Origin of the sequence: Aquidulcibacter paucihalophilus (assembly GCA_030285985.1) — a bacterium.
Taxonomy (GTDB): domain Bacteria; phylum Pseudomonadota; class Alphaproteobacteria; order Caulobacterales; family Caulobacteraceae; genus Brevundimonas.
The window spans coordinates 2990118-3016496 of the sequence record CP127384.1 but is presented as its reverse complement, the minus strand read 5'-3'; the positions used below and the strand labels follow the sequence as shown (position 1 = coordinate 3016496).

General features: G+C 69.2%; 28 protein-coding genes and 1 tRNA gene. 12 read left to right on the top strand and 17 right to left on the bottom strand.

Features of this window, described 5'->3' with window-relative positions:
- Positions 1-37 precede the first annotated feature (37 nt).
- Together KB221_14930 and pdeM are read left to right on the top strand one after the other, a co-directional pair.
- Positions 38-2473 (top strand): ligase-associated DNA damage response DEXH box helicase, encoded by a 2436-nt coding sequence (locus KB221_14930; protein ID WIY70945.1) that lies wholly within the window; start codon positions 38-40, stop codon positions 2471-2473.
- The gene (pdeM, locus tag KB221_14925; GenBank protein ID WIY69346.1) at positions 2470-3201 is read left to right on the top strand and encodes a ligase-associated DNA damage response endonuclease PdeM; all 732 of its coding nucleotides are present in this window, start codon (positions 2470-2472) and stop codon (positions 3199-3201) included. Before KB221_14930 ends, pdeM begins: the two co-directional genes overlap by 4 nt.
- On the opposite strand, the gene KB221_14920 is transcribed toward pdeM, so the two are convergent.
- Genes KB221_14920 through KB221_14905 form a run of 4 tightly spaced genes read right to left on the bottom strand, consistent with a single transcriptional unit; the run spans position 3140 to position 6127 of the window.
- Entirely contained in the window at positions 3140-3910 is a 771-nt protein-coding gene (locus KB221_14920) for a lysophospholipid acyltransferase family protein (protein ID WIY69345.1), read from the bottom strand. The two genes, pdeM and KB221_14920, sit on opposite strands and share 62 nt — an antisense overlap.
- Before the next feature lies 1 nt (position 3911).
- Positions 3912-4529, bottom strand: coding sequence for a YdcF family protein (locus KB221_14915; protein ID WIY69344.1), 618 nt, complete (start codon positions 4527-4529; stop codon positions 3912-3914).
- Between the two features lie 9 nt (positions 4530-4538).
- Positions 4539-5420, bottom strand: a complete 882-nt coding sequence (locus KB221_14910) for an ABC transporter permease (GenBank protein WIY69343.1) — start codon at positions 5418-5420, stop codon at positions 4539-4541.
- Positions 5417-6127, bottom strand: coding sequence for an ATP-binding cassette domain-containing protein (locus KB221_14905; GenBank protein WIY69342.1), 711 nt, complete (start codon positions 6125-6127; stop codon positions 5417-5419). Before KB221_14905 ends, KB221_14910 begins: the two co-directional genes overlap by 4 nt.
- Before the next feature lie 66 nt (positions 6128-6193).
- Here KB221_14905 and KB221_14900 point away from each other — a divergent pair, with 66 nt between their 5' ends.
- Both KB221_14900 and KB221_14895 read left to right on the top strand, forming a co-directional pair.
- Positions 6194-7114 carry a zinc-ribbon domain-containing protein gene (locus KB221_14900; protein WIY69341.1) on the top strand — a complete coding sequence of 307 codons (921 nt, stop codon included), beginning with the start codon at positions 6194-6196 and terminating at the stop codon, positions 7112-7114.
- Between the two features lie 19 nt (positions 7115-7133).
- Positions 7134-7679 carry a phosphoribosyltransferase family protein gene (locus KB221_14895; GenBank protein WIY69340.1) on the top strand — a complete coding sequence of 182 codons (546 nt, stop codon included), beginning with the start codon at positions 7134-7136 and terminating at the stop codon, positions 7677-7679.
- Positions 7680-7787: 108 nt separating this feature from the next.
- Here KB221_14895 and lysA read toward each other — a convergent pair whose 3' ends face one another.
- The 3 genes from lysA to argH are packed head-to-tail and all read right to left on the bottom strand — an operon-like array spanning position 7788 to position 10690.
- Positions 7788-9068, bottom strand: coding sequence for a diaminopimelate decarboxylase (gene lysA, locus KB221_14890; GenBank protein ID WIY69339.1), 1281 nt, complete (start codon positions 9066-9068; stop codon positions 7788-7790).
- A 7-nt stretch (positions 9069-9075) separates the two neighbouring features.
- Positions 9076-9312: a hypothetical protein gene (locus KB221_14885; protein WIY69338.1), complete on the bottom strand. Its 237-nt coding sequence runs from the start codon at positions 9310-9312 to the stop codon at positions 9076-9078.
- 10 nt (positions 9313-9322) lie between these two features.
- Entirely contained in the window at positions 9323-10690 is a 1368-nt protein-coding gene (argH, locus tag KB221_14880; protein WIY69337.1) for an argininosuccinate lyase, read from the bottom strand.
- Between the two features lie 61 nt (positions 10691-10751).
- Between argH and KB221_14875 the strand changes: the two genes are divergently transcribed.
- Positions 10752-11378, top strand: coding sequence for a TlpA disulfide reductase family protein (locus tag KB221_14875; GenBank protein WIY69336.1), 627 nt, complete (start codon positions 10752-10754; stop codon positions 11376-11378).
- Between the two features lie 12 nt (positions 11379-11390).
- On the opposite strand, the gene KB221_14870 is transcribed toward KB221_14875, so the two are convergent.
- Positions 11391-11693, bottom strand: a complete 303-nt coding sequence (locus tag KB221_14870) for a hypothetical protein (GenBank protein ID WIY69335.1) — start codon at positions 11691-11693, stop codon at positions 11391-11393.
- Between the two features lie 65 nt (positions 11694-11758).
- A tRNA-Met gene (locus KB221_14865) sits at positions 11759-11835 on the bottom strand.
- 197 nt (positions 11836-12032) lie between these two features.
- Here KB221_14865 and KB221_14860 point away from each other — a divergent pair.
- Positions 12033-13256: a PQQ-dependent sugar dehydrogenase gene (locus tag KB221_14860; GenBank protein ID WIY69334.1), complete on the top strand. Its 1224-nt coding sequence runs from the start codon at positions 12033-12035 to the stop codon at positions 13254-13256.
- Positions 13257-13259: 3 nt separating this feature from the next.
- Here KB221_14860 and KB221_14855 read toward each other — a convergent pair whose 3' ends face one another.
- From KB221_14855 to argB, 4 genes are read right to left on the bottom strand one after another with little or no spacing between them, the layout of a single operon-like run.
- Positions 13260-13718 carry a DUF805 domain-containing protein gene (locus KB221_14855; GenBank protein ID WIY69333.1) on the bottom strand — a complete coding sequence of 153 codons (459 nt, stop codon included), beginning with the start codon at positions 13716-13718 and terminating at the stop codon, positions 13260-13262.
- Between the two features lie 32 nt (positions 13719-13750).
- Positions 13751-14608 carry a 2,3,4,5-tetrahydropyridine-2,6-dicarboxylate N-succinyltransferase gene (dapD, locus tag KB221_14850; GenBank protein WIY69332.1) on the bottom strand — a complete coding sequence of 286 codons (858 nt, stop codon included), beginning with the start codon at positions 14606-14608 and terminating at the stop codon, positions 13751-13753.
- Entirely contained in the window at positions 14605-15267 is a 663-nt protein-coding gene (locus KB221_14845; GenBank protein ID WIY69331.1) for a pyrimidine 5'-nucleotidase, read from the bottom strand. The genes dapD and KB221_14845 overlap by 4 nt, the downstream gene beginning before the upstream one ends.
- The gene (argB, locus tag KB221_14840) at positions 15264-16190 is read right to left on the bottom strand and encodes an acetylglutamate kinase (protein ID WIY69330.1); all 927 of its coding nucleotides are present in this window, start codon (positions 16188-16190) and stop codon (positions 15264-15266) included. Before argB ends, KB221_14845 begins: the two co-directional genes overlap by 4 nt.
- A 54-nt stretch (positions 16191-16244) precedes the next feature.
- Between argB and KB221_14835 the strand changes: the two genes are divergently transcribed.
- From KB221_14835 to aguB, 6 genes are all read left to right on the top strand, one after another.
- On the top strand, positions 16245-16466 hold the full coding sequence (locus KB221_14835) for a hypothetical protein (GenBank protein ID WIY69329.1): 222 nt from the start codon (positions 16245-16247) through the stop codon (positions 16464-16466).
- A gap of 225 nt (positions 16467-16691) precedes the next feature.
- Positions 16692-17873 (top strand): outer membrane beta-barrel protein, encoded by a 1182-nt coding sequence (locus tag KB221_14830; protein ID WIY69328.1) that lies wholly within the window; start codon positions 16692-16694, stop codon positions 17871-17873.
- A 155-nt stretch (positions 17874-18028) separates the two neighbouring features.
- Positions 18029-18664 (top strand): peptide-methionine (S)-S-oxide reductase MsrA, encoded by a 636-nt coding sequence (msrA, locus tag KB221_14825; protein ID WIY69327.1) that lies wholly within the window; start codon positions 18029-18031, stop codon positions 18662-18664.
- Positions 18665-18919: 255 nt separating this feature from the next.
- Positions 18920-21418 carry a TonB-dependent receptor gene (locus tag KB221_14820; GenBank protein ID WIY69326.1) on the top strand — a complete coding sequence of 833 codons (2499 nt, stop codon included), beginning with the start codon at positions 18920-18922 and terminating at the stop codon, positions 21416-21418.
- Between the two features lie 161 nt (positions 21419-21579).
- Positions 21580-22584 (top strand): agmatine deiminase family protein, encoded by a 1005-nt coding sequence (locus tag KB221_14815; protein WIY69325.1) that lies wholly within the window; start codon positions 21580-21582, stop codon positions 22582-22584.
- Complete coding sequence (gene aguB, locus KB221_14810) at positions 22584-23453, top strand: N-carbamoylputrescine amidase (protein WIY69324.1); 870 nt, start codon at positions 22584-22586, stop codon at positions 23451-23453. The genes KB221_14815 and aguB overlap by 1 nt, the downstream gene beginning before the upstream one ends.
- On the opposite strand, the gene KB221_14805 is transcribed toward aguB, so the two are convergent.
- From KB221_14805 to KB221_14790, 4 genes are all read right to left on the bottom strand, one after another.
- Positions 23434-24213, bottom strand: a complete 780-nt coding sequence (locus KB221_14805; GenBank protein WIY69323.1) for a PA-phosphatase — start codon at positions 24211-24213, stop codon at positions 23434-23436. The two genes, aguB and KB221_14805, sit on opposite strands and share 20 nt — an antisense overlap.
- A complete protein-coding gene (locus KB221_14800; protein ID WIY69322.1) occupies positions 24210-24698 on the bottom strand; it encodes a hypothetical protein in 489 nt (162 codons plus the stop codon). Before KB221_14800 ends, KB221_14805 begins: the two co-directional genes overlap by 4 nt.
- Before the next feature lie 108 nt (positions 24699-24806).
- Positions 24807-25157, bottom strand: coding sequence for a ribonuclease (locus KB221_14795; GenBank protein WIY69321.1), 351 nt, complete (start codon positions 25155-25157; stop codon positions 24807-24809).
- Between the two features lie 105 nt (positions 25158-25262).
- Positions 25263-26315 carry a deoxyhypusine synthase gene (locus KB221_14790; GenBank protein WIY69320.1) on the bottom strand — a complete coding sequence of 351 codons (1053 nt, stop codon included), beginning with the start codon at positions 26313-26315 and terminating at the stop codon, positions 25263-25265.
- Between the last annotated feature and the right edge of the window lie 64 nt (positions 26316-26379).

Here is a 26379-nt window from a genome sequence, read left to right as displayed (position 1 = left end):
GCGGCGCGGCTGGTCGCCGCGACGGCATCAGCTGGAGATGATCGCGGCGGCGGAGGCCGGGTCGCATGCGCTGCTCGTAGCGCCGACCGGGGGCGGCAAGACGCTGGCGGGGTTTCTGCCGTCGCTGGTGGAGCTGGCGGAACGCGGGCCGCGGCCGGCGTTCGGGCCGGGGTCCGGGGTGCACACCCTCTATCTGTCGCCGCTGAAGGCCCTGACCACCGACGTCGAGCGCAACCTGATGACGCCGATCCGCGAGATCGGGCTGAACATCCATGTCGAGAGCCGCACCGGCGACACCAAACAGTCCAAGAAGCAGCGGCAGCGGGAAAACCCGCCGGACATTCTGCTGACCACCCCCGAACAGCTGGCCCTCTTCTGCGCCTGGGACGGCGCGCGCGACTATTTCGCCGACCTGAAATGCGTCGTGCTGGACGAGGTTCATGCGATCTGGAGCGGCAAGCGGGGGGACCTGCTGTCGCTGGGACTGGGGCGGCTGCAACAGTTCGCGCCGGATATGCGGCGGGTGGCGCTGAGCGCGACCGTGGACGATCCGGAGATGATCGCGGACTGGCTGAGGCCCGGTGTGGATGCCCCCGTCACCATCGTCCGCGGCGACCCCGGCGCGCCGCCGGTGGTCGATGTGCTGGTCAGCGAGGGCAGGGTGCCGTGGGCCGGCCACACCGGCCAGCACGCCATCCCCGAGGTCTATGAGGCGCTGAAGCGCTCGGGGATGACCCTGATCTTCGTCAACACGCGCTGGCAGGCGGAGTTCGTCTTCCAGTCGCTGTGGGCGATCAATGAGGACGACCTGCCGATCGCCCTGCACCACGGCTCGCTGGCGGCCGAGCAGCGGCGCAAGGTCGAGGCGGCGATGGCGCGTGGCGAGCTCAGGGCCGTGGTCTGCACCTCGACGCTCGACCTCGGCATCGACTGGGGCGACGTCGATCTGGTGATCCAGCTGGCCGCGCCCAAGGGCGCCTCGCGGCTGGTGCAGCGGATCGGCCGGGCCAATCACCGGCTGGACGAGCCGTCGCGCGCCCTGATGGTTCCCGCCAGCCGGTTCGAGATGCTGGAATGCCAGGCCGCGCGCGAGGCGGTGGCCGAGAACGCCTTCGACTGGGAGCCGGTGCATACGGGTACGCTCGACACCCTGGCCCAGCACGTCATGGGCTGCGCCTGCTCCGAACCCTTCGCGCTGGATGATCTGTATGCGGAAATAACCGGCTGCGGCCCCTATCGCGGGCTGTCGTACGAGCAGTTCGAGGAGGTGGTCGATCTGGTCGCGACCGGCGGCTATGCCCTGCGCACCTATGAGCGGTTCGCGCGGATCGTGCGGACGCAGGACGGCAGATGGACCGTCCGCAACGCCCAGACGGCCCAGCGCCACCGGATGAATGTCGGGACCATCGTGGCCGCCGCGACCCTGAACGTGCGCATCGCCTCGCGGCGCGGCGGGGCCTCGAAACAGCTGATCGGCGGCCGCAAGGTCGGCGAGGCTGAGGAGAACTATTTCGAACAGATGTCGCCCGGCGACACTTTCGTCTTCGCCGGTCAGGTCTGGGCCTTCCAGGGCATCAACGGCATGGACGCCCTGGTCACCCATGCCCAGGACAAGGATCCCAAGATCCCGTCCTGGGGCGGCAACAAGTTTCCGATGTCGACCTCCCTGGCCAGCCGGGTGCGGGCCATGATCCAGGACCGCGATCACTGGCGCATCCTGCCGCCCGATGTGCAGGAATGGCTGGAGCTGCAGGAGGCGCGGTCGGTCATCCCGGATGCGGAAACCCTGCTGGTCGAGACCTTCCCGCGGGGTTCGCGGCATTTCCTCGTGGCCTATCCGTTCGAGGGCGGACTGGCGCATGCGACCCTGTGCATGCTGCTGACGCGGCGGCTGGACCGGCTGGGCGTCGGACCGCTGGGCTTCGTCTGCACCGACTATTCCCTGGCCATCTGGTCGATCAAGCCGATGGACGGGCTGGATCTCGGTGCCCTGTTCGAGCCCGACATGCTGGGCGACGATCTGGAAAGCTGGCTGGCCGAGAGCTTCATGATGAAGCGGACGTTCCGCAATTGCGCCCTGATCTCGGGGCTGATCGAGAAGCGCCAGCCGGGCAATGAGAAGACCGGCCGGCAGGTGACCTTCTCGACGGACCTGATCTACGACGTGCTGCGCCGCCACCAGCCCGACCACCTGCTGCTCAAGACCGCCCGCGCCGATGCGGCCGCGGGCCTGCTGGACGTGGCGCGTCTGGGCCAGCTGCTGGAGCGGATCCGGGGCCAGATCAAACATGTGCCGCTGGAGCGGCCTTCGCCTTTCTGCGTGCCGGTGCTGGTCCAGATCGGGCGCGAGCGGGTCGGCGGCGGGCAGGCGGCGGAGATGATCCTCGACGCCAGCGCCTATGGATTCGACGAGGAGACGCTGATCGCCGAGGTGATGGCGGACGCGCCGCCCGAGCTGGCGGGGGCGGAATGAACGCCGCTCTCAGACAGGCCCTGTCCCCCGCCCGCTGCCCCAGCGGCGGCCTGCGCGTCCATATCGAGGGCGAGCCCTGTGTGCTGCGTTGCTCGGGCGCCCTGTGGGTGCTGAACCACCGCACCCTGATCGCCGCCGACCTGCATCTGGAGAAGGGCTCGGCCTTCGCCGCCCGCGGCCAGATGCTGCCGCCCTACGACAGCCGCGCCACGCTGGACCGGCTGGAAGCCGAGATCGAGGCGCTGTCGCCGGCGGCGGTGGTGCTGCTGGGCGACAGCTTCCACGATGCGAAGTCGGTGGGCCGGATGGCGGCGGACGACAAGGCGCGGCTGGACCGGCTGGCGGCTGGCCGCGACTGGATCTGGCTGGAGGGCAACCACGACATCGCCGCCCTGGCCGGGGCCATGGATGATCTCGTCGGCGAGGTGGTGGAGACCCTGGCGTTAGGTTCGTTGCGCCTGATCCACGAGCCTCAGGCGGGTGAGCAACCGGGCGAGATCGCCGGCCACCTGCACCCGGCGGCGCGGGTTGCGGCGCATGGGCGTGGCGTGAGGCGGCCGGCCTTCGTAACGGACGGACGGCGCGCGGTGCTGCCGGCGTTCGGGGCGTTCACGGGCGGGCTGGATGTACGGGATCCTGCGATCGCGGGGCTATTCGGAGAGCCGCCTATGGCTGCGGCGTTGGGACGGGACCGGGTGCATGCGCTGGCATGGGAGAGCCTGAGATAGGCTCTCGTCCCAGCAGCGCGTTCGACGCCCCCTCGAGCCGCTCCTCCAGCGTCGCCATGAACGCATCCCGCTTCAGGCCCGCCGGGATCGACGGCAGGAACTCATAGACGATCGTCCCCGGATAACGGCGGAAGCCATGCGCCGGCCAGTAGACGCCCGAGTTGGTGGCCATCGGGGTGCAGGGGCAGTCGAGGTCGCGGTAGAGGGCGGCGATGCCGGGCTTGTAGTCGGCGGGGGCGCCGACGGGCGCGCGGGTGCCTTCGGGGAAGATCAGCATCTGACGGCCCTCGGCGAACCGGGCCCGCGCCTGGCGGACCATGTCCTTCAGGGCCTTGGAATGGGCCGAGCGGTCGACGGCGATCATCTTTGTCTTGGTGGCGAACCAGCCGAAGAAGGGCAGGGGTGCCAGCTCCTGCTTCATGATGAAGCAGTTGTCAGGCAGGACCGCGAAGGGTGCGATCACGTCCAGCATCGACTGGTGTTTGCCGGCGATCAGGGCGGCGCCGGTCGGGCGGTGTTCCAGCCCGCGGAACTCGACCTTGACCCCGGCGATCCAGCGCAGGCCGAACAGGCAGAATTTCGACCAGCTGCGGATCACCCACATGGCCGGGCGGTAGGGCATGAGCAGGGCCGGCGACAGGCCGACGGCGAACAGCACCATCGACAGATAGAGCCAGGCGACGAACAGAAGCGACCGGATCGTGGTCACGTCAGGCGGCCTGTTCTGCGGGGGCGTCAGCGGTGTCGGCGCGACCGCCGCCGACCGTGGCCCGGGCCAGGGCGGCGAGATATTTCATGTATTCCAGCGTCATCCGCCGGGCCGTGACGGCGGCCTTCCACCAGCGGGAATTGTCCAGCGACGGCGTCTCGACCGCATAGGGAGTCAGTTCGATCCCAGGCGCGGCGGCGCGGATCTCGGTCAGGGCCCGCGGCATGTGATAGTCCGAGGTCACCACGATCAGGCTGTCATAGCCCTTGGCGTGAGCCCAGGCCGCGATCTCCTGGGCATTGCCGATGGTGTCCTCGGCCTCGAAGCCCAGGTCGACGCAGCAGTTGAACAGGCGGTTGGAGCCGGGGGTCAGGGCGCGCAACTCCTGGCGGCGGACCTCGCGGTTGACGCCGGAGATCAGCACTCGCTGGCCCTTGTCCTGCTCCAGCAGGCGGATCGCGGCGTTGACCCGCTCGGCCGAGGGGCCGGTCAGGGCCACGATGGCGTCGGCGCGCGCCGGCTCGGGCGCAGGCGTGAAGCCGCGCACGCGCTCGGCGAAGGCGAACAGGCCGATCGTCCAGATCAGCACCAGAATGGCGATGAAGGTCAGAAACTTCATGCGCTTAACCTAGTGACCCCGCTTCAGCCGCGCCAGAGCGGTGAATCGCGCCGCCACAAGCGCCACCGTAGCCGCGAGCAGCGGACATGGCGAGAGAATCAGCAGGTCGCTCCAGGCCAGCGGCAGGGCGGGGGTCACGCCCTCGGCACCGCCCAGAAAACGCAGGCCCGCGACCAGCAGCATGGCGACGACGGCACCGATCGCGCCGGCGCCGGCGGCCAGCAGGCCGTAGCGAACCTGGAACAGGCCGGCGACCGTGCTGTCGGAGGCGCCGTTCAGGCTCAGGGTGCTGATCACGCCGGACTGGGCTGCCATGCCTGCCCGCGTGGCATAGGCGACGGCGGCGCCGGCCGCGCCCGCGGTCAGCAGGAAGGCGGCGGCGGCCAGAAGCGTGATCAGTCCCGCCGATCGCTCGACCTCGCCGCGCCACAGGCTGTGGTCGTCGACGGTGGCGTCGATCCCGGCCTCCGCCATGGCCCGGCCGAGGGTGACGGCGCTGGCGGGGGCGGCCGGGTCGAGCCGGACGGTGACCAGATAGGGGATGGGCAGGTCGGGCAGGACGGCGTCGCCGATCCAGGGGCGCAGCAGGGCCTCGGCGGTCTCGCGGTCCATGGCCGCGGCCTCTTCGACACCCTCGACCCCGGCGAGGGTCTGGGCGGCGCGGGCGGCGGCCTCGGCCCCGGTTTCACCCACGCGCGGCCGCACCTGGACCGTGGCCTCGGCCCGAAGCTGGCGCGCCCAGCCGTGGGCGGCCCGGTCGGCCGAGACGGCCCCGACCGCCGACAGACAGGCGAGGAAACAGAGCACGGCAATCAGGCCGGCCAGCCAGGCCTCACCGCCCGCGTCGCGCGACAGCAGCGACGGGCGGGTGTTGAACAGGCGGCGGATCATGCTGCGCCTCCGGTCAGCCGGCCGCCTTCGAGCCGCAGCACGGTCGCGCCCGAGCGTTTGGCCAGCGCCTCATCATGGCTGGCGATCAGCACCGTGGTGCCCAGCCGGTTCAGCGACTGGAACAGTTTGAGCAGCCGCTCGGCCATCTTCGCATCGACACTGCCGGTCGGTTCGTCGGCGAGGATCAGGTCGGGTTTGGTGACCACGGCGCGGGCGATGGCCAGCCGCTGTTTCTCGCCACCCGAGAAGGCGGGCGGGGCGTCATCCATCCGGTCCCCGAGCCCGACCCAGTCCAGCATCTCCTCGACATCGCCCGCGTAGTCGGCCTGCTTCCGGCCGGTCAGCCGCAGGGGCAGGGCGACATTGTCGAAGGCGGACAGGTGGTCCAGCAGCCGGAAGTCCTGGAACACCACCCCCATGCGGCGACGGAAGGCGGGCAGGGCGTGGCGCGGTGCCGCGGTGGCGTCCTCGCCGAACAGATGCAGGGTTCCCACGGTCGGTTGCTCGGCCAGGGTCAGCAATTTCAGCAAGGTCGACTTCCCCGCCCCGGACGCGCCGGTAAGGAAGTGGAAAGAGCCGGCTGGCAAGGTGAGATTAACGTCCCGCAGCGCGCGGTGCGTCGCTGCATAGCCGAAACCCACGCCAGAGAGGCGGACGGTCTCGGATGCGGCGTCGGATTGGTAAGCGCGGCGGGGCTGGACGGGCATGAATTTCGGGTCAGGACGCGGCCAGGCCGCGACGGGAGGGGGCGAAGAGCCTCGCAGTCAGCGCACATGATACTGACCTGCCCGTCCTGCGCCACCAGCTATTTCACCCCTGATGAAGCGATCGGGGTCGCCGGCCGGACCGTGCGCTGCAAGTCGTGCCGCCACACCTGGCGCGCGACCCTGGACGAGCCGCTGGAGCTGTCCCAGTCCTCGCCACCGGCGGAGGCGGCCAGCTTCGCCCCTCGTGACGAGCCTGAATCCGAATCACTGGCCGAGACGCCGGCACCCGAACTGCCCAAGGCCTTCCGCGCCCGCGCCGAACAGCAGCGCCGCCTGCGCCGCGCCGCGGCGCACGGGGTGGTGTGGGCCGGAATCGCGTCCGGCTTCGCCGCCCTGCTGGCCTCGGCCTGGTTGTTCCGCGTGGAGGTGGTCGAGATCGCCCCCCGCGCCGCCGCCGCCTATGCCGCCATCGGCCTGACCGTGAACCCGACCGGACTGGATTTCGAGGCCGTCAGCGCCAAACCCCTGCCCAATGACCCCGGCAAGGTGATCGTCTCCGGCGCGCTGAGGAATGTCCGCGACAACGAACGTATCGCCCCGCCTGTGCGTGTCGCCCTGCTGGACGCCCACGGTGCCGAGATCGGCCATGCCGTCATTCGCATCGACGCCGCGCCGGTCCTGCCCGGCAAGGTCCAGGGCTTCGCCGCCGTGATTCCCGATCCGGGTGCCCGTGGTCAGGGCGTCGGCGTCGCCTTCGTGCTGGATGAGGCCCCGAGCCGCGCCGCCGCGCCGCACGCACCCGCGCCCCATGCCGATACCCGCCGGCCCCCCGCCGCGCCCGCGCCGGCTCATGCGGAAGCCCCGCATGGCCCTGCCCCGGCCGCGCCCGCTGACGGCGGCCTGCGCCCCGCCCTGTCGCCGGGTGCGCCGGTGCCGATGGACATGCATCCGATCGACGCCGTGCCGGTGGTGGACACCCACGGGTAAGAGGCGGTATCCGCCTCGCATGGCTGACACTCCCCCCCAAGACGTCGTCAAACCCACCGTCCTGCTTTCCGAAGCCGAGGTTCAGCGCATCGTCGCCGACCTCGCGGCCCAGATCGCCCCGGTGATCGACGACGAAACCGTGGCGGCTGTGCTGCTGACCGGCGGCCTGTGGTTCGCCGCCGACCTGACCCGCGCCCTGTCACGGATCGGCCGTAACGTCCGCTTCGACGCCCTGTGGCTCGCGTCGTATGGCGATGAACAGACCAGCCGGGGCCGGATCGACGTCTATGCGGATTTCCAGCGCTCGATCGAGGGCCGCCGGGTGCTGATCGTCGACGATGTCTTCGACACGGGGCTGTCGCTGGCCGAGGCCGTGCGGATCGCGAAGTCGAAGGGGGCCGCGGAGGTCCTGACTGTGGTCTTCGCCAAAAAGCCCTGGCCCCTGCCGCGCGCGCCTGAGCCCGACTTCGTCGGCTGGGAGGCCCCGAACCGGTTCCTGGTGGGCTACGGGCTGGATCACGCCGGGGCGCTGCGCGGCCTGCCGGATGTGTGTGCGCTGGACTAGGTGATTGGTGGTTGGTGATTGGTGGCTGGCTGCCCGTCGAGCCGGGGCGCGGCCTGAGCCGCCCTTTTTCAGCCAGTGAAGCCGCAATCACCAATCACCAACCACCAATCACCCCACCAGCCACTCCGCCCGCGGCTCCCGCGCCAGCATCTCGTCATACGTCGGCCGCGCCCTGACCACGGCCCACCGCTCACCGTCCACCAGCACCTCCGGCACCAGAGGCCGGCTGTTGTACTCGCTGGCCAGCACCGCTCCGTAGGCTCCCGCCCCCATGAAGGCGACCAGATCGCCGGCCTGCATCGGCGGCAGAAGGCGGTCGCGGGCGAAAATGTCGGTGGATTCGCAGATCGGGCCGACGAGGTCGTAGAGGCGCGGTTCGCCCGCGCGCGGGCGGACCGGGACCAGATCGTGGAAGGCGTCGTAGAGGGCGGGGCGCATCAGGTCGTTCATGCCGGCGTCCAGCACCAGGAACCGCCGCCCGTCGCCGCGTTCGTTGACCTGGATCACCCGGCTCAGCAGGACCCCGGCGTTGGCGGCCAGCAGACGGCCGGGCTCGAACGCCGCCTCGACCTCCAGACCGTCCAGCACGCGGGCGGCCATGGTGACATAGGCCTCGATCGAGGGCAGGTCCGACTGGCCGTGATAGGGCACGCCCAATCCGCCGCCGAGGTCGAGCCGCGACACTGACCGTCCGGCCGCGCGAAGCTCCAGCGTCATGGTCCGCAGCGCCCGGAAGGCGGCTTCCAGCGGCTTCAGCGAGGTGATCTGGCTGCCGATGTGGCAGGCGAGGCCGACCGGCGTGACATGGGGCGACAGGCTGGCGCGGGCGTAGAGGGCGTGGGCCTCGTCCGCCGGCACGCCGAATTTGTCCGTCGCCCCGCCGGTGGTGATCCGCGCATGGCCGCCGGCGCCCACGGACGGGTTCACACGGATGGCGATCTCCGGCCGCGCGCCCTTCGACGCCGCCGCCGCGATCAGCCGGTCCAGCTCGACCGCGCTCTCGACATTGATCTGGCGCACACCGGTCTCGATGGCGAAGGCCAGTTCGGCGTCGGTCTTGCCCACGCCGGAGAAGACGATGCGGTCCGCCGGAATGCCGGCCTTCAGCGCCCGCCGGATCTCGCCCTCGGACACCGTATCGGCACCGCAGCCGAGCCGGGCGAGCGTGGCCAGCACCGACAGATTGGAATTGGCCTTCACCGCGAAGGCGATCAGGGCGTTGCCCAGCGCCGCCCGATGGGTCGCGATGGCGTCGGCCAGCAGGCCGTAATGCCGCGTCAGGGTCGCGGTCGAATAGACATAGGCGGGCGTGCCGACGGCGTCGGCGAGCGCTTCCAGCGGCACGCCTTCGGCCTGAAGCGCGCCGTCGATCCGGTCGAAATGGTGCAAGGAAACCCTAGCCGGGGTTGGCGCCCGAGCCGCCATAGGGGCTCGAGCTGGGGCCGCCGTCGATCGGAACCTGGCTGGCCGGACGATTGACGGTCGCGGGCTCGGGCAGGCTGCGGGCCCGCTCGTCGCGCATGCCGCGCTCGGTCTGCCTGGCCGGCGGGGCGTCGAGGTCGGCCATCCGGCCGCAACCGGCGGCGGAGACGGCGATCAGGGCGGCGATGCCCGCGACAACGATCTTCTTCATCCCAATCCCCTTACGCGAGACGCGTCTTCCACTCGGCAATGCGCGCGCGGACCTGTTCCGGCGCCGTGCCCCCGAAGCTCTGGCGGCTGGCGCAAGAGGCCTCAGGGGTGAGCACCTTGTAAACCGCTTCCGTCACGCCCGCCTCAAGCGATTGCAGTTCAGCCAGCGGCAGTTGCGACAAATCCACGCCCAGGGCCTCGGCCCGCTTCACCGCCGCCCCCGTGACATGGTGCGCCTTGCGGAACGGCAGGTTCAGCTCGCGCACCAGCCAGTCGGCCAGGTCGGTGGCGGTCGAGAAGCCCGAACCGGCGGCGGCGCGCATCCGCTCCGTGTTCGGCTGCAGGGCCGAGACCATGGCCGTCATGGCCCCCAGGGCGAGGGTCAGGGCGTCGAAGGCCTCGAATACCGGCGGCTTGTCCTCCTGCATATCCTTGGAATAGGCCAGCGGCAGCCCCTTCATCACCGTCGACAGGGCCACCAGCGAGCCCATGATCCGGCCCGTCTTGGCCCGGACCAGTTCGGCGGCGTCGGGATTGCGCTTCTGCGGCATGATCGAGCTGCCGGTGGTCAGGTCGTCGGGCAGGGTGACGAAGCCGAACTGCGGCGTCATCCAGATGACGATCTCCTCGGCCAGCCGCGACAGGTGGCCGGCGCAGATCGAGGCGGCGGCGAGGCTTTCCAGCGCAAAGTCGCGGTCCGAGACGGCATCCAGCGAATTGCCCATCGGCCGGTCGAAGCCCAGCTCGGCCGCCGTCATGTGGCGGTCGATGGGGAAGGGCGATCCGGCCAGGGCGGCGGCACCCAGCGGATTCTCGTTCATCCGTGCCCGGGCATCGGCGAACCGGGCGGCGTCGCGGCCGAACATCTCGACATAGGCCATCAGATGGTGGCCGAAGGTCACCGGCTGGGCCGGCTGCAGATGCGTGAAGCCGGGCATCAGATCGCCGGCGTGCTGATCGGCGCGGACCAGCAGGGCGCCTTGCAGCCCCTTCAGCTGTTCGACGGCGGCGTCGCAGGCGGCGCGGACCCAGAGGCGGAAATCGGTGGCGACCTGATCGTTGCGGCTGCGCGCCGTGTGCAGCCGGCCCGAGGGCTCGCCGATGAGCTCAGCCAGCCGGGCTTCCACATTCATGTGGATGTCCTCGAACTGGTCGCGGAACGGGAAGGTCCCGTCGCGGATCTCGGCCTCGATCGCGTCCAGCCCGCCCAGAATGGCGTCGGCGTCGGCGGCGGTGATGATTTTCTGCGTCGCCAGCATGCGGCAATGGGCCCGCGAGCCGGCCAGGTCCTGGGCCCACAGACGCCGGTCCACGCCGATCGAGACGTTGATCGCCTGCATGATGTCGGCCGGTCGCGCCGAGAACCGCCCGCCCCACATGTCTTGACCTTCCGCGTTCGGAGAAGGCTTAACTGGCGCTGGCGTGGGGGAAGGCTTGGTCATGAAGGGCTCGAAGACGGCGGGGATAGCGATCGCGGGCGCGCTGGCGGTCGGCATGATCGTGGGCGCGGGCCTGCTATACGCCAATCGCGACGCCTTCTTCAAAGCCGCAACGCCGGAACCCGCGGCGAAGAGCGAACTGGCCCGTTTCGCCACCGGCTCCCTGACCCGGCTGGAGACGCCCAAGGCCACGCCGATGGCCCCGGCCTATGTCTTCAAGAACCGCGACGGCGCCGACGTCACCTTCGCCCAATTCCGCGGCAAGGTGGTGGTGGTGAACCTCTGGGCCATGTGGTGCGCGCCCTGCCGCACCGAGATGCCCACCCTCGCCCGTCTGGACGAAGCCTATCCCGACAGCGAGCTGATGGTCCTGCCGATCAATGTCGACGCCACGCCCGACGGCCTGGCCGACGCGCGCAGCTTCATCGACGTGCACGAACCCCTGCCGCTCTACAGCGACATGAAATTCCAGCTGCCGTTCGAACTGCCGGGCGAGGGCAAGATGCCCCAGACCGTGCTGCTGGACCGCAAGGGCCGCATCCGCGCGTCCTTCTCCGGCGAGGCCGACTGGGCCAGCCCCGAGGCGCGCGCCCTGATTGACGCGCTGCTGGCGGAGCCGGCTGCCTGATGCGCTGATGGCCTAGTTGGCGGGTACGCGCTCGTCCGTGTCCGGATCGACCGCGCCGGGCCGGCCCTCGGCAGCAGCCTCGGCCTGATTTTCCTCGAGCCGCGCGGCGACGTCGCCCGCGCCGCCCTCGACCGCCCGCGCGGCCTTCATGGCGCCGGACTCGATCACTTCGCCGGCCTGGGCCGCGACTTCTCCGGCCCGGTCGCCCGCCACCTCGGCGTTCGTCTCGACTTCCTGCTGTTCGGCGGGCGTGCAGGCGGCGGCGCCCAGGGCCAGGGCGGCGAGGGCGGCGAGGGTGATGGACTGGATGCGCATGGGATATCCCCGATCAGCGTTGAACCTTGGCGGTTAACGCGGGGGAGGGTGACGGGTTGCGGCGATGGTGGCTGGAGGCGGGCTCGAACCGCCGACCTGTGGGTTATGAATCCACCGCTCTAACCAGCTGAGCTACCCAGCCCCGATCACTCGAGTCCCGGCGGGAACTGGTCTGTCCGCCGGAAGAGCGGTGCCTATAGAGGGAGGCGGTGGCGGATTCAAGCCGCCTTCATGCGAGTGTCGGGCCGGGGCCATGCGTCGCACACAGGTGACGCGGCCGGGACGGAACGGCTAGGCTGCGGCGACCGTTTCCGGCCCGTCCGATTCAAGGGGTTTCCCATGCGCCTGCTCGCCCTCGCCGCCACTGTCTCCGCCGTGACCCTGGCCGCCGCCTGTGGTGCCAACGGACAGGACGCGGCCCGGCCCGGGGATCCGGTCGAGACCCGTGCGGCCAATGCGCCGGACCAGCAGCCCGCCTTTGCCGGCCAGACCCGTGCCCCGGGCGTGCGCACCGAAATCACCCTGGCCCATACGGTGGTGGCCTCGGGGCTGGAGGAGCCGTGGGGTCTCGCGCTTCTGCCCGACGGCCGCTGGCTGGTCACCGAGCGGCCCGGCCGGCTGCGCATCATCACCGCCGAGGGCGCGATCAGCGAGCCGGTCGCCGGCCTGCCCGCCGTGGACCCCCAGGGGCAGGGCGGCCTGCTGGACGTCGTGACCGGCCCGAGCTTCGGCCAGGACCGGATGATCTACTGGAGCTATGCCGAACCGCGTGAAGGCGGCAACGGCACCGCCGTGGCGCGCGGTCGCCTGTCGGACGACGGGACGCGGGTCGAGAGCGTTGCGGTGATCTTCCGCGCCACCCCGACCTATGCGGGCCGGCTGCACTATGGCTCGTCCCTGGCGTTCGCGTCCGACGGCAAGCTGTTCATCACCCTCGGCGAACGGTCCGACGCGCCGATGCGGCCCCAGGCCCAGGATCTTGCCTCGCACATGGGCAAGACCATTCGCATCAATGCCGACGGCTCGATCCCGTCCGACAACCCGTTCGTCGGCCGCGCCGGCGCCCTGCCGGAGATCTGGTCGTCGGGTCACCGCAATGTGCAGGGGGTGGCCATCGCTGCGAACGGCGACGTCTGGACCGTCGAGCACGGCACGCGCGGTGGCGACGAGATCAATCTGGACCGGGCCGGTCTGAACTACGGCTGGCCCGACGTGGCCTATGGGATCGAGTATCGCGGTGCCCCGATCAATGCGGGGATCACGGCCCGCGAGGGCACCGAACAGCCCGCCTACTACTGGGACCCGTCGATCGCCCCCGGCGGCATGACCGTCTACGACGGGACCATGTTCCCCGGCTGGCGCGGCAATCTGCTGGTCGCCATCCTGAAGGACAAGCACATCGCCCGGCTGGTGGTCGAGGGCGGCCGCATCGTCGGCGAGGAGCGGCTGCTGACCGACCTGGGCGAACGGGTCCGCGACGTGGCGGTTGCGGCCGACGGCGCGGTCTGGGTCGTCACCGACGAGACGAACGGGAAACTGGTGCGGCTGTCGGCGGCGAACTGACGCCTATTCGGGCGCGGGGCCGAAGCGATTGGGGCCGGGGTCCCCCCGGTGCCACTCCGTCCAGGTCAGGTCGCGAATAAAGAGGCTTGCGAGCAACGCGACGCCCGAGACTCCCGCGAGGTCCCACCGGGCCGGCTCGGGCAGATCGGGAAATGTGAGTGCGACCCCGACCGGCGTGCTGATGATCAGGAGCCAGAACCATCGCTTCAGATGAACGCGATGCGCGTGGCGTCCGACGTCATGCAGTCGGCGCACATTGGCCGCGACGAGGCCGATAAGGGCCGGGACAAGGAGCAAGGCGGCCGCTGCCGCAACCGCACGGGGCGCGCCGATCATGAGCAGAAATATCGGGCCGACAACGCCGGGCATGGCGATGAGCAACAGCTTGCGTTCCAGCCGCTGACGACCGACGAAGCTCAGACGACCGCGAAAGTCGAAGGCATTGGCGAGACGATCAGACATGATCGCACCTTGCCGCCGGTTGAAATGGTTGCCTAGTCCCGCAGCAACTCGTTCACACCCGTCTTGGCCCGGGTCTGGGCGTCCACCCGTTTGACGATCACCGCGCAGTACAGCGACGGCCCGCCGTTCGGGTCGGGCAGGCTGCCGGGTACGACGACGGAGTACGCGGGCACCTCGCCGCGGAAGACCTCGCCGGTGGCGCGGTCGATGATCTTGGTCGAGCCGGACAGATAGACGCCCATGGCCAGGACGGCGCCCTCGCGGACGATGACGCCCTCGGCCACCTCGGCGCGGGCACCGATGAAACAGCCGTCCTCGATGATGGTCGGATTGGCCTGCAGCGGCTCGAGCACCCCGCCGATGCCGGCCCCGCCGGACAGGTGGACGTTCTTGCCGATCTGGGCGCAGGAGCCGACCGTGGCCCAGGCGTCGACCATGGAGCCTTCGTCCACGAAGGCGCCGATGTTCACGAAGCTGGGCATCAGCACGACGTTGCGGCCGATGAAGGCCCCGCGCCGCACGATCGAGCCGGGCACGGAGCGGAAGCCCGCCTCCTGATAATGGGCCGCGGTCCAGTCGCCGAATTTGTTGGGGACCTTGTCCCACCAGGGGCCGACCCCGGGCGCGTGGCTGGCGGGGCCACGGTCGCCGCCGCGCATGATCTCATTGTCGTTGAGCCGGAAGGACAGCAGGACCGCCTTCTTCAGCCACTGATGCGTGGTCCAGACGCCGTCGGTCCCGCGCGAGGCCACTCGCGCCTGGCCCGAATCGAGCAGCGCCAGTGCCTGGTCGACGGCCTTGCGGACCTCGCCGTGGGTGGCGGCCGAGACATTGGCGCGGTCTTCCCAGGCGGCTTCGACGATGGCTTCCAGATGAGCGAGGTCGGTCATGCGGCGGCGTCCTTGAAGGTCAGGTCGGTCAGGAAATCCAGAAGATCGGGGGCGATGTGGTCGATGTGGTCGCCGAGCGGCTTGCCGTGGCCGTCGCCGATCAGGACGGTGGTCATGCCGAGGGCCTTGGCCGGCTCCAGATTGCGCGGCGTATCCTCGAAGAAGGCGGCCAGCCGCGGCTCGAAGCCGAAGCGTTCAATGACATGGCGGAAGGTCGACGGGGCCGGCTTGGGCGTCAGGTCAGCGTCCTCGATGGCAAAGACGCCGTCGAAACAGCCGGCGACCCCGAGGCGGTCCAGAACCCGACCGGCATACTCCCGCGCGCCGTTGGTGAAGACGAAGCGGCGGCCGGGCAGGCGCATCAGCTGTTCGGCCAGGCGCGGGTTCGGCTCCAGTCCGTCCATCGGCACGTCGTGGACATCGTGCAGGAAATGCTCGGGATCGATGGTGTAGTTGGCCATCAGGCCCGCCAGGGTGGTGCCGTGCTCATCCAGAAACTGGCGCTGCAGCACCCGCGCGGAGGCGGAATCCAGACCGACCGCCTCGACGACGTAGGCGTTGATCCGCGCCTGGACCAGCTGCATCAGCCCCTGCTCGCGCGGGTAAAGGGTGTCGTCCATGTCGAACACCCAGGCGGAGACGTGCGACAGGTCGATCAAGACGCCTTCACCAGGGTGCCGGCGCCGTGTTCGGTGAACAGCTCGACCAGCATGGCGTGGGGGCGGCGGCCATCGAGAATGACAACGGCCTCGACCCCGTCACGCACCGCCGCGATGGCGGTCTGCAGCTTGGGAATCATGCCGCCGGTGGCGACGCCGTCCGCGATCAGCCTCGATGCCTCGTCGACGGTCATCTGACGGATGATCTCGCCGTCCGCGCCCTTGACGCCGGGCACGTCGGTCAGCAGCAGCATGCGTTTGGCGCCCAGGGACCCGGCGACGGCCCCGGCCACGGTGTCGGCATTGACGTTGAAGGTCTGGCCCTCCTCGGTCACGCCGATGGGGGCGATGACCGGCACCCAGTCGGCGTCCGATTCCAGCAGCCGCTTGATCAGTTTGGGATCGACCCGGGTCGGCTCGCCGACGAAGCCGAGGTCGACCTCATGCTCGATCATGCTGTCGGGGTCGCGCTTGGTGCGTTTGGTTTTCTCGACGGTCAGCAGGCCCGCGTCCTTGCCCGACAGGCCGACGCCCCGGACGTCCGCCTCGCGGCCGGCCATGGTGATCCAGTGGGCGATCTCCTTGTTGACCGCGCCGGACAGGACCATTTCGGCCACCTGCATGGTGTCCGCGTCCGTGACCCTCAGTCCGTCGACGAAGGCGGACTTCACCCCGGCCTTGTCCAGCATGGCGCTGATCTGCGGTCCGCCGCCGTGGACCACGACCGGATTGACGCCCATCAGCTTCAACAGCACCACATCGGCGGCGAACTGTTTGGCCACGGCGCTCTCGCCCATGGCGTGGCCGCCGTATTTGATGACCACCGTCTTGCGGTCATAGATCTGGATATAGGGCAGGGCCTCGGCGAGCGTCTTCGCCGTGTCCCAGCCGCGATCCTCGGATTGCCGTTCGGTCTCGTCCATGATGAGCAGGCTCCTAAAGCGAGGCCCGGTCGCTGTCACCTGAAACCAGCCGCCGTGAAACCTGCGCGCGCCCTGACCGTTGGTCCCGGTATGAAAGAGCATGAGATCGATGATCGCGACCTGACCCGGTCCCGCCCCACGGATCCGGCCCAGCTGCAGGGCCTCGACGCGGTCCTGTGCCCGGAATGCCAGGGCGGAGGTACGACGACCACCGGCGAAACCTGCCCGGTATGCGAGGGAACGGGCAAGGCGACGGGACGAACCGGCGGCGGCTAGCGGGCTCACCAGACCCGTTCTGGCGACTTCCTCTCCCGCAAGGAGATGCGTTGGCCAGGAATTCGCGCAAAACGGGGCTTGCGGCGGGCTCCTGTAGCCCATCAGCCACGCTCGCCATCCTTCGCATTCGCCCGTCTCGACCTGGGCCAGCTGGGCTGTTATGACACCTTAGCGGCGGCTACTACGCCGTCACAGATTCACTTGGGCTGCGGAGGGCATCCACCCATGCGCGTTAAGACTTTCATTCTGGCCACCAGCGCTGTCGGGGCTCTCGCCCTGTCCGCCGGCGTTGCCAACGCCGAGCCGAACGGCTGGTACGGCGCGATTGATGCGGGCTACCACACGATCGACACCATCGAGTCGCGGTCGCAGACCACGGGTCGCCAGTTCGACTTTGAAGCCCAGGACGATTGGGCGGCCTTCGCCCGTCTGGGCTACCGGTTCGACCAGAACTGGCGTGTCGAGCTCGAGGGCGGCTATCGCTCGAACGACATCGAGACGATCACCAGCCCGAGCGCTGGCCTTCCGTCGGGCGTCTGCGCCATCGGTCCCGTTGCCAGCCCCTGCGTCGGGCCGGACGGCGAGATCAGCGCCGCGTCGCTGATGATGAATGTGATCTATGATTTCGGCAGCGAGGGCGATGCCCTGCGTCCGTTCATCGGTCTGGGCGCCGGCATGAACCGGGTCAACACCGAGTTCCTCGGCACGCTGGGTGGCTCGACCACCCTGCGCGGCGTGGGCGTCGGCGCTGACGACAGCTCGACCGAACTGGCGGCGCAAGCCATTGCCGGTCTGGCCTTCGCGATCAGCGACCGGGCCCATCTGGACCTGACCTATCGCTATCTGATGTCGAACTTCGAGACCGCGACCTTCGTGTCGTCGGCCCCGTCGGCTATCGGTCCGCTCGCGGGCCGTTATGACAACAGCCACACCCTGACGCTGGGCCTGCGCTATGCGTTCGGTGCGGACGAGCCGGACTATGTGCCGCCTCCCCCGCCCCCGCCGCCCCCGCCGCCCCCGCCCCCGCCGCCCCCGCCGCCTCCCCCGCCCCCGCCGCCTCCGGTTCCGGCCGCGCGTGAGTTCGTGGTGTATTTCGACTGGGATCGTTCGGACCTGACGGCCGAAGCCTCGTCGGTGGTGACGCAAGCCGCCAACTACGCCAAGTCGGGTCGTCCGACGCGCATCCTGGTCGTCGGTCACGCCGACACCTCGGGTTCCGCGGCGTACAACGTCGGCCTGTCGAACCGCCGTTCGCGCACCGTGGCTGATGCCCTGGTCGCCCAGGGCGTCAACGGCGGCGTGATCTCGCTGGACGGCAAGGGCGAAACCGCCCTGGCCCGCGCCACCGCCGACGGCGTGCGTGAGCCGCTCAACCGTCGCGCCACCATCGGCATCAACTTCCGCTAAACCCGGAAGGCCGAAGGCCAGCAACACAGAGCCGCCGCCTCCCGAAAGGGGGGCGGCGGTTTTGCTTTGTCCGCTTGATCTGAAACCGTTGGGGCGCGACCATCGTATGTCGGTCATGGCGCGGACCCCGTCGCGCCGCCGGAGTTGCCGCCCTCATGTCCCGCCCCATGTCCCGCCGCGCCATCTGCAGCCTCGTTATTCTTGCCCTCGCCGCCTGCTCGCCGGGTGCTCCCGCCGAGAGCGCGCCGTCCAGCCCGCAGGCGCGGGACAGCGGCCGGCGCGAGGTCGCCGTTTTCGCGGGCGGCTGCTTCTGGTCCGTCGAGGCCAATTTCGAGCGGATTCCGGGTGTGGTGACGGCAGTGTCCGGCTTTGCCGGCGGCCGCGCCGCCAATCCCACCTATGAGCAGGTCGTCCAGGGCGGCACCGGCCACCTTGAGGCGGTCCAGGTCACCTTTGATCCGACCCGGATCACCTATCGCCAGCTTGTCGACCGGTTCTGGCTGACCATCGATCCCACCGACCCCGATGGCCAGTTCTGCGACCAGGGGGCATCCTATGCGACCGCCGTGTTCGCCAGCGCGGCCCAGAAGCCCGCCGCCGAGGCGTCGCGTCGTGCGGCGGCTGCCCGGATAGGGGCCGCCCGATTCGTGACTCCGGTCCGTGATGCGGCGCGCTTCTGGCCCGCGGAGGCTTACCACCAGGATTTCGCCCGCCTGAACCCGGTGCGGTACGCCGGCTACAGCCGTTTCTGCGGCCGGGCAGCGCGCCTGCGCGCGGTCTGGGGCGAATAGTCCACGCCGGGCCCAGCTCCGTCCGGCCCCGGACGAAATAGCGACCGGTCCGACGTGAGTGAGACCGCCCCCGGAATCATCCACAGCTTCCGGTTTGCCCGGGTGTGTCTCTGACGCCACCGACGGCGGCTGTCATATCACTGTCACACGAATGTCGTCCCACTTTCTGATGGCACGCCTAGAGGGGGCGGGAGATTAGCCGGCTGCCGCCGGTTGCCGGGCGCACGCGCCCTTCTTCATCGGGGATAGATGACAATGACGAACCGCAAACGCGTGTTCTGGGCGACGACCGCCCTCTTCAGCGGCCTTCTGGTCGCCGGCGCCGCTTCGGCCCAGTCTTCGGGCACGGAAGCCACCGAACTCGACGAAGTCGTGGTCACGGGCGCAACCGGCCCGCGTAACGTCGATGGCCTGGCCGTCTCCGAGACGGTCGCCAAGACCCGCAACACCATCACGCAAGAGTTCATCGCGACCCAGACCCCGGGTCAGACGATCCTGCAGACCCTGAACCTGACGCCCGGCCTCAGCTTCACCAACACCGACTCCTACGGCTCGTCGGGCGGTAACATCCGTCTCCGCGGCTTCGACGGTAACCGCGTCTCGCTGACGTTCGACGGCATTCCGCTGAACGACACCGGCAACTACGCCACCTACACCAACCAGCAGCTGGACCCGGAGCTGATCGAGCGCGCCTCGGTCAACACCGGTTCGACCGACGTCGACAGCCCGACCGCCGCAGCCACCGGCGGTACCATCAACTACATCACGCGCCGCCCCGCTGCCGACTTCGGCGGCTGGGGCCAGTTCTCGTACGGCGACTTCAACTATCGCCGCTACATGTTCCTGATGGACACCGGCACGTTCGGCCCGCTGGGCACCTCGGCCTGGTTCGCCGTCTCGAAGACGGACTATGACAAGTTCAAGGGCTTCGGCGACCTGCAGAAGACGCAGTTCAACGCCCGCATCTATCAGCCGCTCGGCGACAACGGCGACTTCCTGTCGCTGTCGGGTAACTGGAACGAGAACCGCAACAACAACTACCTCGGCCCGAACCTCGGCACCTCGACCGGCTCGATCCTGCCGCAGGTCGAAACCGACCCGCGTGGCTGGGACGTCGATTTCGACACGACCTACATCGCCCCGACCTTCCGCAACGGCGTGGCTGACAACGACGCGAACGGCACCAACTACTGGGGTCTGCGCGTCAACCCGTCCAACACGGGCAGCATCCGCGGCCAATCGCGTTTGACCCTGTCGGACAGCCTGGTGCTGACGGTTGACCCGTCGTTCCAGTACACCCTGGCCAACGGCGGCACGCAGCAGGCAGTCCTGTCGGAAACGGATCGCCTGATCCGCGGCACCTCGGCCACCGGCGGCGTCGACCTGAACGGCGACGGCGACACCCTGGACCGCGTCCGTGTCATGACGCCGTCCAACACCAACACCCATCGCTATGGTCTGAACACCTCGCTGATCTGGGATCTGGACGACAACAACCGCATTCGCGCCGCCTATGCGTTCGACTACGGTCGTCACCGCCAGACGGGCCTGTACGGCCGCGTCAACTTCTCGAACCCGTCCGACCCGCGCTTCGTCGACTGGTTCGGCGGCCGCAATGACGAAGCCAACCGCGTCGTCAACCTGGATGGTTACGACCTGACCTCGCGTAACCGCCTGTCGATCGCCGAGCTGAACCAGTTCTCGCTCGAATACCGCGGCCAGTTCATGGACGACGCCCTGACCCTGAACATCGGCGTCCGTGCACCGTTCTTCACCCGTGAACTGAACCAGTTCTGCTTCACCCAGAACGCCTCGTCGAACGTCCGCTGCACCACCGAAACCCCGACCGTCGTTCCGGGCACCGGCGGCAACGTCGTGTTCGCCGGCAGCACCACGCAGTACATCGCTCCGTACTCGCGGACGGTGGAGTATGAGGACATCCTCCCGAACGTCGGTGCCACCTATCGCTGGGGCGAAGGCCACTCGGTCTATGCCAACTATGCGGAAACGCTCTCGGCCCCGCGCACGGACAGCCTCTACGGCGTCCGCCGGTTCGCCGATGGCACGGTCGGCAACCCGACCGTCCAGCCTGAATCGGCCCAGAACTTCGACCTCGGCTACCGCTACTCGGTCCCGAACCTGGTCGGCACCGTCTCGGTGTTCGCCAACAACGAAGAGAACCGCATCGTCAGCTCCTTCGATGACGACCTGGGTCAGTTCGTTGACCGTAACGTTGGTTCGGTCGAGCGCATCGGCGCTGAAGGCTCCATCGGCTGGTCGCCGATCGAAGCCCTCAGCCTGTACGCCTCGGCGACCTGGCTGAACTCGGAAGTGCAGGACGACTACGTGAACAACACCGTCGGTGGCATTCCGCAGATCGTGCTCACCAAGGGCAAGGAGCTGGTCGAGACGCCGGAATGGATGGCCTCGGCTCGCATCAACTACCAGTTCACCGAGTATCTGGAGGCTGGCCTCCAGGCGAAATACACCGGCGAGCGCTGGGTGACCGACGTCAATGACATGTCCGCTGACGCCTTCACCACGGTTGACGCCAACATCCGCCTCGACATGGCTGCCTTCGGCTACGAAGGCACCTTCATCCAGGTGAACGCCGACAACATCTTCGACGAGCAGTACTACGCCAACCTCGGCACCCGCGCGTCGGCGACCCCCGGCGCCCCTGGCTTCAGCCAGCCCTTCGCCTCGGTCGGCGCTCCGCGCACGATCTCGGCGACCCTTCGGGTGGCCTTCTAAGACCCAGGCTTCGGCCTGAACTGAAATGATCGGGGCGGTCCGGAAACGGGCCGCCCCTTTCTTTTGTGCGTGGCTGCTTTTGACCTGCTCCGTTGAAGTCGCGGACCGGGGTGTCTATCTGGCGCAGCCAGCCCGTTCACACCGAGGATGTTTCCCCGCTCATGACTGCGACTCCCATCCCCGCCGAATGGTCGCCGCATCGCGCGATGTGGGTCGGCTGGCCCAGCCACGGTGAGCTGTGGGAGGAAAACCTTGAACCGGCCCAGGCCGAGGTCGAGGCCCTCGTTCGCGCCCTCGCCGGGCCGGGCCGCGAGACGGTCAAGCTGATGGTCGGAAAGCCTGAGGCCCTCGACGACGCCCGGGCCCGCTTCGCCGGGGTTGCCAATGTCGAGATCATCGACGGCCGGTTCGGCGACATCTGGCTGCGCGACACCGGTCCGATCTTCGGTGCCGGGTCTGGGAGCGCCGCCGCCTTCCGCTTCAACGGCTGGGGCGGGAAGTATGAGCTCAAGCACGACGACACGGTGGCCGACCAGATCGGTGCTGCGTCCGGCGTGGCGCTGGACCGTCGCGACTTCATTCTCGAGGGCGGGGCGCTGGATCACGACGGGCAGGGGACCATCGTCACCACCCGTCAGTGCCTGCTGAACCCCAACCGCAACCCCGGCTGGACCGAGGCCGCGGCCGAGGCGGCGCTGACGGCGTCCCTTGGCGCGCGGCAGGTGCTGTGGCTCGGTGACGGCCTGCTGAACGACCACACCGACGGCCACGTCGACAACCTCGCCCGCTTCGTCGCGCCGGGCGTCGTCGCCTGCCCGATCGCCTGGGGCCGCGGCGATCCGAATGATGAGGTCTATGACGCCGTGGCAAAGGCGCTGTCGGAGATGACGGATGCGACCGGTGCGCCGCTCAAACTGCTGCGCCTGCCGTCGCCCGGCTTCATCGGCGACGAGGACGAAAAGCCCATTCCGGCCAGCCACATGAATTTCCTCATCGCCAACGGCGCCGTGATCGTGCCGGACTACGGCAATGCGCGCGCCGTCGACCTGGTTTGCCAGGGCCTGAAGACGGTCTTCCCGGACCGCGAGATCATCCCCCTGTCCTCCATCGCCATCCTGTCCGGCGGCGGATCCTTCCACTGCATCTCCCAGCAGGAGCCTGCCTGATGTCCCGCACGATCTCCGTCGCCGCCTTGCAGACCTCATACGGCGAGGACCTTCAGGCCAATATCGACAAGACGATCGCCCTGATCCGCGATGCCGCCGGCCGCGGCGCCCAGGTCATCCTGCCCAGCGAGCTCTTCCAGGGGCCGTATTTCTGCGTCTCGCAGGAGGAGCGCTGGTTCGGGACCGCCTATCCGTGGCGCGAGCACCCCTGCGTCACGGCGCTGCAGCCCGTTGCGGCGGAACTGGGCGTTGCCATCCCCGTCTCGATCTTCGAGCGCGAGGGGCCGCACTATTTCAACTCGATGGTCATGCTCGACGCCGACGGCGCAGCCCTGGGCGTCTACCGCAAGAGCCACATCCCCGACGGCCCCGGCTATCAGGAGAAATACTATTTCCGGCCCGGCGACACCGGCTTCAAGGTCTGGAACACCCGCCACGGCCGCATCGGCGTCGGCATCTGCTGGGACCAGTGGTACCCGGAGACGGCGCGGGCGATGATGCTGCAGGGGGCCGAGGTGCTGATGTACCCGACCGCCATTGGCTCCGAGCCGCACGACAAGGAACTGGACACCGCCGAGCCCTGGCGTCGCGCCATGCAGGGCCATGCCGTCTCGAACGTCGTGCCGGTCATCGGCGCCAACCGCATCGGCCATGAACAGGTCAATGAGGCCGGACAGGTCTTCTACGGCTCATCCTTCATCGCCGATCACCGCGGCGATCTGGTCGAGAGCTTCGGCCGCGCGGAGGAGGGGGCCCTGGTCCATACCTTCGACCTCGACTACATCGACCGCCACCGCGCCGCCTGGGGCTTCTTCCGCGACCGGCGCACCGATCTCTACGGCTCGCTGGTCAGCCCCCGACCGGCGTAGGACCCAGCGCCCGGCGCTCCGCCGCGCAGCCGGGATTGGTCAGGCCCTCGGCGCGCGCGGCCGCGACTTCCGCCCGTGCGGCGTCCAGATCGGCGGCGAATTCCGGGGTGACGGCGGCGCGTTCATAGACGGTCCGGCCGATCTGCAGGCCGTCGGTCACATCGGCCTGCCAGTTGACGCGGCACAGGGCCCGGCTCTCGCCGATGTCGCGCCCGCGCCGTCGCGCCGCCTCCGCCTGATCGGGCGCCAGCGCCGCAAACATCTCGCCATAGGCGGCCCCGGCGACCGCTCCGCCCGCCGGCCATGAGGGGCTGTTGCGTACCGACTCGTCCATACGCACGCAGGTCTGCAGGTCCGGCTGATCGGCGACGGGCCGCCGTCGCGGCGCGCGCTCGGCCAGCGCACTGGCCACGCTCGCTGAATCGATCAGCAGCCGGTTCATCAGCCGCGTCAGGGCGGGGCGCGGCGACTCTGCCAGACGCGTACCTAGGACGCAGTCGAAATGCTGGGCGGCCTCGGGCGGCCGCAGCTCGGCCTGGGCGGTCGCCAGCCACCAGCGGTCCGTGCCCGGTTCGACCGAAGCGAACGCGGCCTGCCCGGCCCGGGGATCCATGGGGGAGGGGGAGAATTGCGCCGCGACGGCTGTGACGGCGGCACGGTCGAGATAGCCTTCGACCGGCGCGAGCGCGACGACGGGCCGACCGGCCGTGGCGCACCCGCCCATCAGGAGGCAGGCGGCCAGGACGGCGGCGGATTTCACCGGCCGGCGGTCCAGTCCAGCTGGACGCTGGTCGGGCCGTCTTCGACCGGGGTGGCGACGACGCGCAGCAGCTTGCCGCTGCCGTCGCTGGCCGCGGCGCCGTAGGCGCGGGCGTCACCCGTGTTCATGGCCATGACCGATGCCAGGCCGGCGGCCTCGGCGCGTTGGCGATAGAAGTCGATCACGGCGTCGGGCGTGGCGTCCGTGGTGAAGCTCAGAATGCCGCCTGGCCCGTCCGGACCGCGTGCGACGGTGGCGGGGCCTTGGGCCGCGCCGCCCGGATAGACGACGGCGAAGGCGGGGGCGCCGGGGGCCGCCGGGGCCGCTGCGCTTGCGGGTGCCGCCGGCGCGGCCGCGGCCGGGGCTGCGGCGTCTGCCGCCGGAGCGGCCTCAGCGACGGCCGGAGCCTCATCCGCGGGGGCCTGGCTGCAACCGGCCAGGGCCAGGGCCGCCATCAGTGCGGCGGCCGCGAGCGTGCGCTTCATCCCGTATCGTCCTTGAAGAGACTGTCGTTGGTGGCGGCACCGTGGCCCAAGCCTGCGGCGGCGGCAAGGCGGGTTCGCGCCTTCGCCAAGGCGCGGATGACGCAGGGGTCACCCGGTCGCTGCGTCGGCCTCGCCTCCGCCGCTGTCGGCGGACTCGCCCTCGTTCCCGGTCGCGTCCTCGCCGGTGTTCTTGACCGGGTCCGGATCGGCCTTCGTGGCGGCGGCCGATGCGCTGGAGGCCTTGCCCTCGCTGGCGAGCGCCTCATTGACCGTGTCCTGGTCAGGATCGATCTCCGACCCGGTCGCGGCCCCGCCCTGCAGCGAGCCGGCGCGGGTGTCAGACCCCATGTCGCTACCCGACAGGGCCTCGGTCAGGGCGTCCGGCGTCCGGCCCGTATCGGGCTTTTCGCCCAGGTCCTCGGCCTCGCGCGCGTCGGCGGTCTGGTTGGGGTCGGTCATGGTCAAGCTCCTTCAGTGAAGAAGCGGGTGGGACGCAGCCGGGTTCCGCATACGAAAAGGGCCGGGATGCGATCCCGGCCCTCCGTCTCGTACGTCCGTATCGGCTTACTTGCCGAACAGCTTGTTCCAGCGGCGCTTGTCGCGGTTCTTCCAGGTCCCGCGGTGATAGGCGTCCGAGCCGATCAGCGGCACGACCGTGGTGGCTTCGGCGAAGACCATCTGCTCGTGCGTGGTCTGGACCTTGCCCCAGGAGGCGGCTTCCTTGAGCGTCGATGACGAGCAGGCGCCGTCGCGCACGTCGGCGACCGTGATCTGGACCGCATAGCGGTGCATCTCGGCCTCGACGCCGAGGATCTCGGCGCAGACGACCGTGTCCTGGGCAAAATTCTTCGGCACGCCGCCGCCGACCATGAACAGGCCGGTGACGCCCGCGGCGATCTTGATGTCGGTCAGTTCGCGGAAGTCGGCGACCGCGTCGATCATCAGATAGGGCTTGCCCGCGGCCATCCGCTCCTTCTGGTGCTTGACCAGGCCGAAGCCGGCCGAGCTGTCGACGAAGGCCGGGCAGAAGATCGGCACGCCCTCTTCATAGGCGGTCTGGATCAGCGAACCGGGCTTCTTGGCATTCCCTTCCGACAGCCACTTGCCCATCTCCCAGATGAACTCGCGCGAGGAATAGCCGCGCGGCTCCAGCTGGTTGCAGATCTCCAGGATGGTGTGGTCGCAGGCCTGGAGCTCTTCCTCGTCGATATAGGTGTCGTAGATCCGGTCGATGTAGTTGTCGCGCAGGACGTTGTCGTCCACCTCGCCGGCGGCCTGGTAGTGTTTGAAACCGAGGGCCTCGAAGAAATCCATGTCGACGATCGAGGCGCCGGTGGCGACCACGGCGTCGATCATGCCGAACTTCACCATGTCGCGGTACACATGCATGCAGCCGCCGGCCGAGGTCGAACCGGCCAGGATCAGCCACGGCGAGCAGTCCTTGTCCTCGATGGCCATGTTGAAGATGTCGGCGGCCCGGGCCGTGTCGCGGCTCGAGAACGACATCTTGCGCATGCTGTCGATGATCGGACGGGCGTCGAACGAGGTGATGTCGACGTGCTCCACCGTGTTCTGGAGCAGCTGGGCCTTCTGGTTGGTCTGAACGGGAGCGTTCATTGCAAGGGTTTCCCTTTGATTTGAGCGCCCGTCGTCAAAAGAAACAGCGGCCCGGACGGAGCGA